Genomic DNA, 12,763 nt, shown 5'->3' with positions numbered 1-12,763 from the left:
GCTCAATCGGCAGGTCCATGCGGGTCCGGGCCGTCCGCGTTCGCTGCGGCGAGCAGGGCGTCGAGCTGCTCCGGCGCCATCCCGAAAAGGGCGAGCCGGTTCAGCGGGATCGAGGAGATCATGCGCATCATATCCGTGCCGAGCGCGTCACCACCGCCCATGGAGTCGGCCATCTCGCCGAATACCGCACCCAGCGCGGCCGCGGCGCGCGGATCGGCAATCGCCTCGCCCAGCGTCGAATCGATGGTGATCGGCACTCGCAGCGCATCGCCCGCCAGATCGATATCGGTCTCGGCGCGCAGATCCCGGCTGGAGGCGCCGGCCCAGATCCGGTACGTACCCGATTCGAGCACCCACTGCTCGGTGCGGGTTTCCCAGTAGGTCAGGTCCTCCCGCGGAACCTCGATCGAAACCTGCTCGCTCGCACCCGGTTCCAGCTCTCCGGTGACGGCGACACCCGCCAGCGCGCGAACCGGTCGCTGTACCGCCGATTCCGCGACCCCGGTGTAGATCTGCACGACCTCGCGCCCGGGCCGCGTACCGGTGTTGGTCACGGTGAGCCGCACGGTGAACCCGTCGCCCGCCGGTTCGGCGGAGAGCCCGGAACAGCCGAAGGTGGTGTAGGACAAGCCGTGCCCGAACGGGTAGCAGACGTCCAGGTCGCGGGCGTCGTACCAGCGGTAGCCGACGAACAGGCCCTCGCCGTAGCGCACATGCGAGTTCTCGCCGGGGAAGTTCAGGTAGGCGGGAGTGTCCTGCAGGCGCACCGGCACCGTCTCGGCCAGCCGGCCCGACGGGTTCACCACACCGAACAGCACATCGGCGAGCGCACCACCGCCGGCCTGGCCGAGCAGCGCCCCGTCCAGCACCGCAGGTGCCAGGCGGGCGACGGGCTCCAGCCGCAGCACGCCGCCGTGCGCGAGCACCACCACCGTGTCCGGCTGCGCGCGCACCACGGCGGCGAGCAACTCCAGCTGTTCGGCGGGCAGCTCCAGATGCTCGCGGTCGAAGCCCTCGGATTCCTGGTCGGCAGCCAGCCCGAGAAAGACGACCGCCACCTCGGCGGCACGGGCCGCCGCAACGGCCTCCTCGCGTAGGGCCGCGGCATCGGCCTCGCCGGACGCGCCGGTGAAGCCGGGGTGGTAACTCACGGCATCCCCGCCGAGGGTGCGGATCTCGTCGAGCGGGACATCGACGCGGGTCGCGGTGACGTGTGAGCTGCCGCCGCCCTGGTAACGGGGTTCGGCAGCGAAGGGGCCGATCACCGCGATCCTGCGGCCCGGGGTCAGCGGTAACAGGTCGCGGTCGTTCTGCAGCAGGACCACGCAGCGGGCCGCGACCTCGCGCGCCAGGCGGTGGTGGGTGTCGGCGAGCGCCCCGGAGACACCGGAGCCTGCGCTGCCCTCCGATGGCGCGCCGGGGTCCGCATGCCCGGGTGAGGCGCCCGCCCCATCGGCCCCGGCGGGAGTTCGGGTCGTCCGGACGCGTTCGGCGAGCCGGGCGACGTTCGCGGCGGCCGCGGTCACCTCGGCCTCCGCCAGGTCGCCTGCCTCGACCGCGGCGACCACCCGATCGTCCCCGGCGCCGGGTCCGCCGGGCATGGCGAGGTCCAGTCCGGCCGCCACCGAGGCGGGGCGGTCGACCACCGCACCCCAGTCGCTGACCACGACACCGTCGAAACCCCATTCCCCACGCAGCAGATCGGTGAGCAACCAGCGGTTCTCCGCGGCGGGCACGCCGTTGATGCGGTTGTAGGAGCACATGACCGTCCACGGCCGCGCGGTCCGGACGATATGGGAGAAGGCGCGCAGGTAGATCTCGCGCAGCGGGCGCGGGTCGATATCGGAGCTCGCGCGCATCCGGTCGTGTTCGGCGTTGTTGGCCGCGAAGTGCTTGAGCGAGGCACCGACTCCCGCGCTCTGCACGCCCTCGACCCAGGCCGCACCGAGCCGGCCGGTGAGCAGCGGGTCCTCCGAGTAGTACTCGAAATTACGACCGCCGCGCGGATCGCGTTTGATGTTCACGCCGGGTCCGAGTAGGACATCCACCCCGAGCGCGCGGGCCTCCCGGCCCAGCGCTTCGCCGACCCGGCGCACCAGACCCGGATCCCAGCTGTTCGCCAGCCCGACCGCGGGCGGGAAGCAGGTGGCGGGCTCGCTGCCCGCCAGGCCGAGGTGATCCGTCGCGCCGGTCTGGCGGCGCACGCCGTGCGGGCCGTCGGTCAGCGTCAACGCAGGAACGGGCCCGATCGCCTCGGTGGTCCAGAAATCGGCGCCGCTACCGAGGGCGGCCTTCTCGGCAAGGGAGAGATCGGACAGATCGGTACGGCTCGTCATCGAGACTCCTCCGGTCGGATACCGAAAACAGTACGCCATTCGGTTTTTGTTCACAAAGGGCGCCGGGTACAGTCACGCCGTGGCGCGACGTGGCTCGTATTCGAAGGGTGTCGCCAAGCGGGAGGAGATCCTGGAGGCGGCCCTGGCGATCGTCGCGCGAGTCGGCTATGGCCGCACCACCGTGCGTGAACTCGCCGACGCGGTCGGGCTCAGCCAGAGCGGGCTGCTGCACTACTTCGGCAGCAAGGAAGATCTTTTCACCGCCATCCTCGCCCGTCGCGACGCCGTGGACGGACTCGCCTTCACCTCGCCCGAGAACCAGACTCCCGATGTCCCCGACAGTTTCATCCAGGTGGTGCGGCACAACGCCGAGGTCCCCGGCCTGGTCGAGCTGTACACCCGCTTCGCCGGCGAGGCCGCGCGCCCGGAACACCGCGCGCACACCTTCTTCCGCGACCGATACCGCGATATCCGCCACCTCGCCGCCGACGCCGTCACCGATCTGCAGCGCGACGGCCATCTCCCCGCCCATCTCGACCCGCAGCGCTTCGCCGTCCTGGCCGTCGCCCTCATGGACGGACTGCAATTGCAGTGGCTCTACGATCCCGAGGTCGATATGGCCGACCATGTCGCCTACCTTTGGGAGCTTCTCACGGCAGCCGCGCCGCCGGACACCGAGTGAATCCGGGTCGGCCACACGCGCGCCGCTGCGGAGCCGGCCCACGGCACGAACGGCCGGAGCGCCGGTTCGCGAACTCCGTGTTCGCAGCACAGCGGTACCGATCAGCAGTCCAGAAGCGTTCGAGCCCGCCGGTTCACAGGAGAGATCAGCGGTGGTGACCGGTCGACCACCTAGAGAACAACGATGTCGATCACTGCCGCGGCAATCGCGGCAGTGATCGATGACTACGCAGCGTGATGCGTCGAACCGGCGGTCGACCGGCACACCGGATCTCATGGCGAGCTGCGTCCGACCTGCTTCTCGACGCCGCCGTGGCGGACCGGGCGGCGAGCCCGCGCCTACGCGATCAACTCGCGGCGCGCTGATAGGCCTCCTGCACAGCAGACGGTATACGGCCGCGGTCGGGCACATCGTGACCGTTGTTCCGCGCCCACTCGCGTACCGTTTTCGCGTCCTTCGATCCTCCGGCCACGAATCCTTTGATCCGGCCGCGGCCTCCGGTCCGGCGGGCGAACGGCACCCACTTCGCCATGCTCGCGCGGAACTCCCGCGCATTCGCCTCGGTCAAATCGATTTCGTACAGCACCCCGTCGATACCGAACGACACGGTCTCCGCCGCAGCGGACTCGCCGTCCAGATCATCGACCACAGTGACAACTACCTTGCGCGCCACGCTCCATACCTCCACTCACCGACCCGGGCGGGTCACCCAAACATCCCGCGGCACAGTAGCAGTGACCGATATCGAGCATCATGCGCAACGCCGGGCGAGCCACGGATCCGAAAACCACGTCGCCTGAACGACGTCGGGCCCGGCAGGGTCTTCGACGCGGCGGCATGCCGCTCAGAGGTTGCTGCTCGTCTTTGCCAAGAAGTCGGCGAGCAGGTCGTAGTCGACATCTCCGCTCTCGGCGATATCGGCGGTCTTGCGCTCACCGTTGCCCATCGACCGGAACACTCCTTTGCTCGCCTCGATCTCCGATGCGTTGAACACCATGAATGACACCTTGCTCTTGGCCGCGTGGAGCAACGCCGCATGCTGCCCGTTCTTCAGGAAGTGCGGTTTGCCGTACTGGATCTGCTCCTCGACGCCGGGAATCGTTCGGTGAACCATGGCGCGCAGCTGCCGGCACACCTCGATCTGCCACGACGGCAACTTGTCGATGTATTGGGTTACTTCGGCGTTCATGGGCGCTCCTCGGGAATTCGATGATGATGGTCCGGCGCCGGAGCGGGGTGATAGTTCAGCGGGACCGCCACAGCGCGCAAATATAATCATACACCTAATAGTTCGATGCCAAACTATCAAAAGGCGAATAGACTGCGGACATGAGTGAGAACACCCCCGAACCCGACTCCGTCGACGCTGTCGTAGCGGCTTGGGCACGTGAACGCCCGGACCTCGATCTCACGGCGATCGGTATCGTCGGCCGCCTCGGCCGGGCCGCTCTTCTCCTCCGCCCGGCACAGGAACGCGTCTTCACCGAATTCGGCCTCCAGCGCGGTGAATTCGATGTTCTCGCGACCCTGCGCCGGGCGGGTGACCCCTACACCCTCACCCCCTCACAGCTCTCGGCCGCCCTGTTGCTCACGCGAGCGGGCATGACCAACCGGATCGACCGGCTGGTGGCCTCCGGTCTCGTCGAACGCACACTCGACCCCAACGATCGGCGCAGTTTCCACGTCCGGCTGACCGGAAAAGGTTTCACCACGGTGGACGAGGCGATGACCGCGCACACTGCCAACGTCACCCGGCTGCTGTCCGCACTCCCCGCTGCCGGGCAGGACGCCCTCGAAGACCTCCTGCGAACCCTGCTGCACACGTTGGAGGCGCCGCCGGACAGCCGCGACACCGAGTAACCGATCCGTTGTCAGCGCGCCGGCCGCGCCCTATTCGACATCCCCGTAGCACTCCACCACCGCGGTCGAGAAGGGAAACCGCACCGGTGTCGCCCCGAAAGCCAGCCGTCCTGCGGTATCGGCCGCGGTGGCGATCATATCGGCGATCCGTGCCGCCTCCTCGTGTGGACAGTGCACGATCACCTCGTCGTGCTGGAAGAAGACCAACTCGGCACGGAGTCCGGCACGGTTCATCGCATGACGTAGACCCGCCAGGACCAGCAGGGCCCATTCGGCGGCGCTGCCCTGCACCACGAAGTTCCGGGTGAAACGGCCCCGGGCACGCGCGGCGGAGGTGGTGCCGTATTCGCGGCCGCCCGGCAGAACCTGCCGGTCCGGGGTTTCCACCGATACCGGCGGACACGTCCGCCCCAGCCAAGTGCGCACCAACCGGCCCTCTTCACCTGCCCGCGCCGCTTCGTCGACGTAGGCCACGGCGGCCGGATATCGGCGCCGCAGACCGGCCAAGTGGGTCAGGGCGTCTCCCGAGGTCTGACCGTAGACGGCGCCCAGTAGCGCGAGTTTGGCCTGCGCTCGATCACCACCGAACCCACGAGCCGCCAGATCCGCGTACAGATCGTCGACCCGTCCGGCCGCCTGCATCAACCCCGGATCGCGCGAAACTGCGGCGAGTATCCGCGGCTCCAACTGGTCGGCGTCGGCGACCACCAGGCACCAGCCCGGGTCGGCGCGGATCGCCCGGCGGATCACCTTCGGAATCTGCAGGGCACCACCACCATTGGTGGTCCAGCGCCCGGAAACCGTGCCGCCGGGCAGGTATTCGGGGCGGAAGCGCCCGTCGTGCACCCACTGTTCCAGCCACGACCAGCCGTGGGCGGTGTACAGGCGGTACAGGGTCTTGTACGCCAGCAGTGGCCCCACCGCCGGATGCTCCACTCGCTGCAACTCCCACTTGCGGGTGGACGACAGTTCGATTCCGGCGCGGGCGAAGGCCCTGATGATGTCGTTGGGCAGATCCGGACGGACCCTGGACCCGAAAGCGCGCGATACTTCATCGGCCAGCTCCGCCATCCGGCGGGGTTGCGACCCGCCCGGATAGCGTTCACCCAGCAGCGTGTCCAGCAGCTCGCGGTGGATATCGGCGCGCCACGGGATACCGGACCGCGACATCTCGGCCGCGACCAGCATGCCCGCCGATTCCGCGGCCAGCAGCAGCCGCATCCGTTCCGGATGCCCGGTGGCCGCCGCCCGGGCCAGCTGATCCGCGTAGACCTCCAACAGGGCGGTGAATTCGTCCGTCCCGGCGGGCAACGGCACCGGGCCCGATTCGAACAGCGACGGCTGGAGCTCAGCGGCCCGCGGCGGAGCATCCGGCGGCACCGGCCGCTTGTGCAGGCGCGCCCAAGCAGCCGACAGGGACCGAGGCTGCCCGGACTGTCCCTCTTCGTATCCGATGAGCAAGGCTTCTGCGGCCTCCACGTCGTAACAGCGCTCCACCCACACACCCGCAGCCAGTAGGGACCGGTAGATTCCGGCGGTGGACCGCCACACCCACCTCTCGACCTCGGGCCGCGTCCGCACCGCCTCGGCGAGCGACGGTTCGTGGAGCACGGCGCCCGCGGGGCGGCCATCCGGACCGAGTGGACACAGAACCGCACCACCATCACCTGTGTCCGCTACCGCCCATCGCACGTTCCGAGTCTGGCACCGGCGTCCGACATCTTCCGCAGTGGTACGACGATCTTATATTTAGATGCGCATATCTAGGTATCGCCAGATAGTGACGATCCACGGTCGGCCAGGGCGTTTCCGTTCAGGGTAACGGTGCTCGTGTGGCTCACCCCTTCGCTGTGGATCGACCGGAAGGAACCGCCCTGCCCAGCATTTCGAGGTCGGCGAGCCGAATATGCGGCCATGCGCTCCCCCACGGGCGGCAGCACGGCATATGGCGTCAGTGGCACGAAAAGTGGCGCTCAGCAGTCAGAACTCGATACCCATCGTTGATAGACCGTGCCGCAGCGTGCCGATCTCGAGAAGTTCGTGCATCCATGTCGGTGCGGTTATTCGGTCGTGTGCCATCTCCCGAACCAGGGCGGCGGCGACCGCGGCCGTGGCAAGCGATTGCCCACAGCCCGTGGCCCACCGCAATGACCCGTTGACGGATCGAACGAGAACCACCCATCTGTCGCCGCCGGGCATTCGCCGGGGAGTCAACACCCGGAGTGGCGGGGCCCAGGTGAGTGCCGCCAGACCCGCGGTGGCGAGCCGGGAATCCAGTCTCAAGTAGGTGCGGACGGGGACTCCGAACTCGCGAGTGAGTCGGTGTTGGTCGGCGAAGTCGGCCCGCACCGCGGGAAATGGCTTGTATCGTGCTCGTCCGGGAATCGTGAAGCGTGCCGGTGCGGTGAAGTTGCGGACACTGGCGCCGCCGGGGTCGGCGAAGTGTCGTCCCAGCAGTCGGTAGGTCCAAGAAGTCGCTGCGGGACCGTGGTGTTCGCCGGCGCCGAGCCCGATCATGATGTCGACCGGTCCGGGATCGCTCGAGAGCACGTCGGCGGCCAGCACAGTCGTCAGGCCGGGCGCCAATCCGACTCCGAGTACCACCGGCCCCTCGACCTGCTCCAATACCTGCACATAGTCGGACGTCGCCGAGATCTCGACGAACACGACCCCGCGACGGGTGCACTCCTCGACGAGCCGGACGTCTTCGACGCCCGCACAGTTCACCACGATCGACATCCCGGCCAACGCGGTGACGAAACTGTCCATCGCGGCCAGATCGAGCACCCGGTCCGCGCGCGCCGGATCGCGGCCTGCCACGAGGGCCGGGATTCCCTGCGCGCGTAGTAGTCGCACCAAATGGGTACCGACAGCTCCGTACCCGCCCAGCACCAGCACACTCATCGGGTCTCTTCCCGCGCGGATGCTTCCACGGAGACCGCGGGGAATCGTCCGGCGGGGAGCAGTTGCAGTGTGAGCGCGTCGGTGGCCCAGGATGCCCACTCGGCGTCGGTCCAGCCGCGTTCGTGGACGAGTAGCCGATAGGTCTCGGGGGCCAGCGTGGCGAGCGCGATATCGGCGGCGCGGGCGGCTGTGATGCCCTGGCGCAGCGGCATCTTGGCGACGAGGGCCTCGGCCAAGCGAAGCTGGACCAGGTGACGCTGCGCGATATTGGATTCCCAGAGTTCGGCGAGTTCGGGATCCGTCGCCGCGGCCGACCTGATCACTTCGAGCAGCGGGCTGACCCGGGCGTAGATCGTTGCCGCCGCGGCGACTTGCAGCCGGATCTGCTCGGCCGGCGCAGCCGCCACCGCCGCCGCGAACCAGGGACGGTCCATGGTGGCGACCGGTTCGGTATCGCCGGCGATTTCGACGTCGAGTAGTTCGGACAGGATCGCGCGTTTGGTGGCAAAGGTGAAGTAGAGCGTCTGCTCCGCCATCCCCGCCCGCTCGGCGATCGCCTTCATCGTGGTGGCCGTATAGCCGCGGGTGGTGAACAGTTCCCGGGCCGCTGCCAGCATCTTCGCCCGGTTGGCCAACGTTTTGGCCGCCCGTACACCGGTGGTTTTACCTGTCATGCCCCGAATCCTACTTGACTAGAGCGCAACTCTAGTGAACTCTTTCACTGTAGTAATGCTCTAGTGAAAGGACCGTCATGGCGAGTAGAGGCGCACTCGGCGGGAAGGACCGGCTGATCCTGCTGTTGATCACGATGGTCGAGCTGGTGGTCTTCCTGGATACGACCGTGCTGAATGTGGCGCTGCCCAGCATCGGCGCGGACCTCGGGCTCGACGAAGCGGGACTGGGCTGGGTGACCAATGCCTACCTGCTCGCATTCGGCGGATTCATGCTGCTCGGCGGGCGCACCGCGGACATGTTCGGTCCACGCCGGGTATTCACGGCCGGGCTCACTGTTTTCACGATGGCGTCCGCGCTGGCCGGATTCGCGCCCACCCCGGCGGTCCTCGTCGCCGCCCGGGCATTACAGGGTCTCGGCGCGGCGGTGGTCATCCCCGCCCAGCTGGCGTTGCTCACCATGACGTTCACCCGGCCCGCCGCGCGAAATCGCGCGTTCGGGGTGTGGAGTGCGATGGGGGCGGCCGGGGCGGCCATCGGGACCGCGGTCGGTGGACCACTCACCGATGTGTTCGGCTGGCCGTCGATATTCCTGATCAACCTGCCTGTGGGCGTCCTGGCGCTGGCTTTCGTCCGGGCGCTCCCGGCGGATCCGGCATTGTCCGTCCGGGCGGTGCGCCGACTCGACGTGCCGGGAGCGATCACCGGGACCGCGGCACTGTTGATCACCGGTTATGCCATCGGCGCGCTCGGCGACGAGTCGACTCGCACCCTGGCGTGGGGCCTGCTGGTGACCGGGCTCGCGCTGCTCGCGTGCTTCGTGTTCCTGGAGGCTCGCAGCTCACATCCACTGATGCCGTTGCGGCTGTTCACCATTCGCCAGGTCAGTGGGTCCGCCGTGGTCAACGCGCTGGTCGGCGCGGCCCATGTGCCCGCCTTCGCCCTACTGGCTCTGTACTTGCAGAACACCCAGCACTACAGTCCCACCGCGTCCGGCCTCGCGGTGCTGCCGGTGGCCGTGGTGAACGTCGTCGTCTCCCGCACGCTGATCCCGTATGCGCTCGACCGCCTGGGCGCCTGGCGGGTACTGGCCGCGGGCCTCGGGCTGCAGGCCATGGCGATGGCCCTGTTCGCCCGCTTGCCCGAACACGGCAACTATCTGATCGACGTGCTGCCCGGTGCGGTGCTGCTCGGCATCGGGCTGCCCGCCTCGTTCGTCGGCGTCACAGTCCCGGCGGTCACCTCTGTCGACAAGGACGACGCCGGGATCGCGGCGGGCATCGTCAACACCGCACAGCGTGTCGGGGCGGGGATCGGCGTCACGGCCGTTCTGCTACTCGCCGATGTGGTGGCCCGGCAATCCACGGCGGCCGACGCCTACCGGACCGGGCTGAACCTCGCATTCGCGGTCGCCGGCGCGCTCGCCGCGGCAGGTGCCGTGCTGACCGTCGCCCTGTTGCGCACCCGTCCGGCTCAGGCCTCGGAGCCCGAGTCCGAAATCCCTGCCGCAGTGAACGATTGATGGGAGAACCCTGATGACAACCGAGAAACGTGCATTCAAGTGGATTCGTGCCGAGATCGAACGACTCGATCCGGAGGTGGACAGTGAACAGATCGTGCGATTGACCAGTTGCCGGCTCATACCGAAAAGCCTGCTCGTGGTGCACCTGTTCTACACCGTTGGATTCGTCCGCTTCGCCGGTCCGCCTGTTTCGGCGGAGTCGGTGGACCGCAACGGCACCGGGATGCTCTACGACCACGGAAGCCGACGTGCCGACGAGACCATGTTCCACCTCTTCTCGTGGATCGACGACGGAGTATCCAGCCCCACCAGTATCGAAAGCCTCGACTTCGTCCGGAACTGGCATTCCGGCGTTGCCCGCAACTGGCCGATGCCGATGCACACCTTCCAGCACAGTGCCGCTGTCTTCGCGCTGGGCTACGACCGGCTTCTGCGGCATATCGCGGGGGCGCCCGGACTGAGCGACAACGAGCGCCGTGCGCAACTCATACACTGGCGCAAGGTGTCCGAAGGCCTCGGTGTCGCCGATATCCCGCACACTTGGCAGGACATGGAACAACTTCTCGAATCCTATGAATCCAGCGCGGATTTCGCTTATTCGCCGGCCGGGCGACGACTGGCCGACGCGCTCATCGACCAGTTCGCGACCCGGTGGTTCCCGCGGCCGCTGCGCTGGTTCGGCCGCTGGCTGGCGCTGGCGTTCTCCGAAGACCACGTCATCGACACCCTCGGTATCCCGAAACCGCCGGCCGCGTTCCGCTACGCGGTGCGCCGCCTGGCCCGAATCGCGGTGTTCGCCGAACACCACCTGCTACCGGACCCGCGCGAAGTGTTCCGGCTCGGCGACATCATCACCGGGCACAAGAAATCAGCGCTGGTCAGACCCTCCGTCCCGGCACCTGGAACCACACGGAGTGAACCATGAACCGGCGGCACCCGAGGCGGGGTCAGGCGGCCAGGACCTCCGCCACCGGGCGGCGCGGGGTTTCGGCGAGCGGCGCGGCGCTGCCGGAAGTCCAGCCGACGCGGACCATTGCCTGGGGGTAGGCACAGTCGTGCAGGAGTCCGGTGCGGATCTGCTGCCGGGAGTCGAGCATGCCGAGAGGTTCGGTCTGCAAGCTCGTCGCCAGGCCGAGTCCGGTCGCGGTCAGCAGGAGGGCGCTGATCGCTTCGCCGGCGCGCAGCTGAGCGCGGCGGTCGTCCCGCGGGGTGCCCACGACCAGCCATTGGGCGCCGTCGGGCCGGTCGGCGGGGTCCAGGAGAGCGGGCTGGGCGAAACTGCGAACCGGGACCTCGCCGGCGTGGCGAGGCGCAGGTGCGTTGCGGGAAGGAACACCGTCGGTGGCGCGGCCCGGACCGCTCCAGCGGGCGATCTCCGCCTGGTAGGCGGGGTCGGCGCTGTGCAGTTCGGTGGCGTGGCGCATAGGTCCGGCCAGCCGCGGGAGCAGCGGATCCGGGACCTGCCGGACCGCGGCACCGTAAGCACAGACCTGGCCCGCGAGAGCGCGCATATGCCCGGCCGGGATCGGGCGGGGCAGGTAGCGGCGGCGGTCGGTGCGCCGCAGGAGGATGGCGGCGGCCTGCTCGATCTGCAGGTCGGAGGGGCGCTGCCGGGTGGTGTGCACGGTGGCGAGATGACCGGGATCGGCGGGGTCCGGGCAGTACTCCACGCCGGTCGACCAGTTCAACGCGGCCAGTGCGATACGCAGATGGTGCAGCGCGGCGCCGCAGCTGATGATCAGGGCCCGCTGGTAGGGGTCGGTGGCGGTGAGGTGGCGACCGTAATCGGCGAAAAGCTGGATCCCGGTGGGTGTGGGCCGCCACCGCCACGGCTGGGTGTTGTGGACGGACGGCGCTCGGACGGCCAGGCCGAGTGCGATATCGATGGCCTCACGATCCGGGATCGCGGCGAACATATGTGTGCGTCCTTCCGTCACATAGCTGGTTTCCGGATATGACCGCCGCTCCGGCGGCCGACCACAGTCGCACCGGGAAGACGGCGAGATCACCGCGACACGCCGGCCGATGAGCCACGGCCGCGACGGCGATTGCGCTGGTCCCGAGGTAGACAATTGCGCCGGACCCGGCATCGGGGTATCGGGACCGATATCCGGGGATCGCTTCGTTCCGGACACATCACAGTTGCGGATTACGCAGCGCGCCAGCAGGTTCCGGGCGAATCCGCCGACCGCACCCGGCAGCGGGCCGGGGATGTGATGTTGGCCATGGGCGCCGCGCCACCGGGTCTCCGGGTACCGCGCCCGCGACACGCACGAGGCCACGCTGTTTCCCGCACCGAATGCCGGGTAGATCGCCAGTACGCTGGGCAACCTCCCCTGGTTTCCGGCTGTGACAGATGCGATACACCGAGGAAAGGGATGCATACCATGCTGATACGTCGGCTTGCCCGGCCGCTGCTGGCGAGTACGTTCGTCGCGAACGGCGTCGAAACCCTGATGCATCCGCAATCACGGGTACAGGAAGCGTCGAACCTGGTGGTGAAAGGGCAGGAAACGCTGCCGTCGAATATCGCATCATCGCTTCCCTCCGACCCGGACACCCTGGTCAAGGTGACCGCGGCCGTCCAGATCGCGGGCGGCACGCTGCTGGCACTGGGGAAGGCGCCCCCGGCCCCCCCGCGGGGCCCGGCGGCGCGCCGGGGTGAGGGCCGTCACAGACGTTCATCACTCCGTGGCGTGACCATCGAGTTATCCAGCACTTCTTGGTATGTATCCCAATGAGTGTTCCGCGATTCTGGAAGAACCTACAGCTGACCGGCCGATAAAG

General features: G+C 68.3%; 12 protein-coding genes. 5 read left to right on the top strand and 7 right to left on the bottom strand.

Annotated elements, in window-relative coordinates; translation table 11 throughout:
* Window positions 1–2: 2 nt before the first annotated feature.
* Entirely contained in the window at window positions 3–2,336 is a 2,334-nt protein-coding gene (locus QH195_RS15930) for a glycoside hydrolase family 3 C-terminal domain-containing protein (RefSeq protein ID WP_280435943.1), read from the bottom strand.
* A 79-nt stretch (window positions 2,337–2,415) separates the two neighbouring features.
* Between QH195_RS15930 and QH195_RS15925 the strand changes: the two genes are divergently transcribed.
* Entirely contained in the window at window positions 2,416–3,018 is a 603-nt protein-coding gene (locus QH195_RS15925; RefSeq protein ID WP_280435942.1) for a TetR/AcrR family transcriptional regulator, read from the top strand.
* A 346-nt stretch (window positions 3,019–3,364) separates the two neighbouring features.
* On the opposite strand, the gene QH195_RS15920 is transcribed toward QH195_RS15925, so the two are convergent.
* Complete coding sequence (locus QH195_RS15920) at window positions 3,365–3,691, bottom strand: histone-like nucleoid-structuring protein Lsr2 (RefSeq protein ID WP_280424009.1); 327 nt, start codon at window positions 3,689–3,691, stop codon at window positions 3,365–3,367.
* A gap of 171 nt (window positions 3,692–3,862) precedes the next feature.
* On the bottom strand, window positions 3,863–4,207 hold the full coding sequence (locus tag QH195_RS15915; RefSeq protein ID WP_280424008.1) for a DUF1801 domain-containing protein: 345 nt from the start codon (window positions 4,205–4,207) through the stop codon (window positions 3,863–3,865).
* A 140-nt stretch (window positions 4,208–4,347) separates the two neighbouring features.
* On the opposite strand from QH195_RS15915, the gene QH195_RS15910 reads away from it, so the two are divergent.
* Window positions 4,348–4,878 (top strand): MarR family winged helix-turn-helix transcriptional regulator, encoded by a 531-nt coding sequence (locus tag QH195_RS15910; protein WP_280424007.1) that lies wholly within the window; start codon window positions 4,348–4,350, stop codon window positions 4,876–4,878.
* A 30-nt stretch (window positions 4,879–4,908) separates the two neighbouring features.
* Here QH195_RS15910 and QH195_RS15905 read toward each other — a convergent pair whose 3' ends face one another.
* The 3 genes from QH195_RS15905 to QH195_RS15895 form a co-directional block, all read right to left on the bottom strand.
* Complete coding sequence (locus tag QH195_RS15905) at window positions 4,909–6,570, bottom strand: bifunctional 3'-5' exonuclease/DNA polymerase (RefSeq protein ID WP_280435941.1); 1,662 nt, start codon at window positions 6,568–6,570, stop codon at window positions 4,909–4,911.
* A gap of 288 nt (window positions 6,571–6,858) precedes the next feature.
* A complete protein-coding gene (locus QH195_RS15900; protein ID WP_280435940.1) occupies window positions 6,859–7,782 on the bottom strand; it encodes an NAD-dependent epimerase/dehydratase family protein in 924 nt (307 codons plus the stop codon).
* Window positions 7,779–8,456, bottom strand: a complete 678-nt coding sequence (locus tag QH195_RS15895; RefSeq protein WP_280435939.1) for a TetR/AcrR family transcriptional regulator — start codon at window positions 8,454–8,456, stop codon at window positions 7,779–7,781. The genes QH195_RS15900 and QH195_RS15895 overlap by 4 nt, the downstream gene beginning before the upstream one ends.
* A gap of 77 nt (window positions 8,457–8,533) precedes the next feature.
* Between QH195_RS15895 and QH195_RS15890 the strand changes: the two genes are divergently transcribed.
* Together QH195_RS15890 and QH195_RS15885 are read left to right on the top strand one after the other, a co-directional pair.
* Complete coding sequence (locus QH195_RS15890) at window positions 8,534–9,976, top strand: MFS transporter (RefSeq protein WP_280435938.1); 1,443 nt, start codon at window positions 8,534–8,536, stop codon at window positions 9,974–9,976.
* Between the two features lie 13 nt (window positions 9,977–9,989).
* The gene (locus QH195_RS15885; protein ID WP_280435937.1) at window positions 9,990–10,901 is read left to right on the top strand and encodes an oxygenase MpaB family protein; all 912 of its coding nucleotides are present in this window, start codon (window positions 9,990–9,992) and stop codon (window positions 10,899–10,901) included.
* A gap of 22 nt (window positions 10,902–10,923) precedes the next feature.
* Here the strand turns inward: QH195_RS15885 and QH195_RS15880 are convergent, their stop codons facing one another.
* The gene (locus QH195_RS15880) at window positions 10,924–11,892 is read right to left on the bottom strand and encodes an Acg family FMN-binding oxidoreductase (protein WP_280424001.1); all 969 of its coding nucleotides are present in this window, start codon (window positions 11,890–11,892) and stop codon (window positions 10,924–10,926) included.
* A 471-nt stretch (window positions 11,893–12,363) separates the two neighbouring features.
* Here QH195_RS15880 and QH195_RS15875 point away from each other — a divergent pair, with 471 nt between their 5' ends.
* Window positions 12,364–12,717 carry a DoxX family membrane protein gene (locus tag QH195_RS15875; RefSeq protein ID WP_280435936.1) on the top strand — a complete coding sequence of 118 codons (354 nt, stop codon included), beginning with the start codon at window positions 12,364–12,366 and terminating at the stop codon, window positions 12,715–12,717.
* Window positions 12,718–12,763 lie beyond the last annotated feature (46 nt).

This window comes from Nocardia carnea (assembly GCF_029868855.1).
Lineage (GTDB): Bacteria > Actinomycetota > Actinomycetes > Mycobacteriales > Mycobacteriaceae > Nocardia > Nocardia carnea_A.
This window is presented reverse-complemented; position numbering and strand designations above follow the sequence as displayed.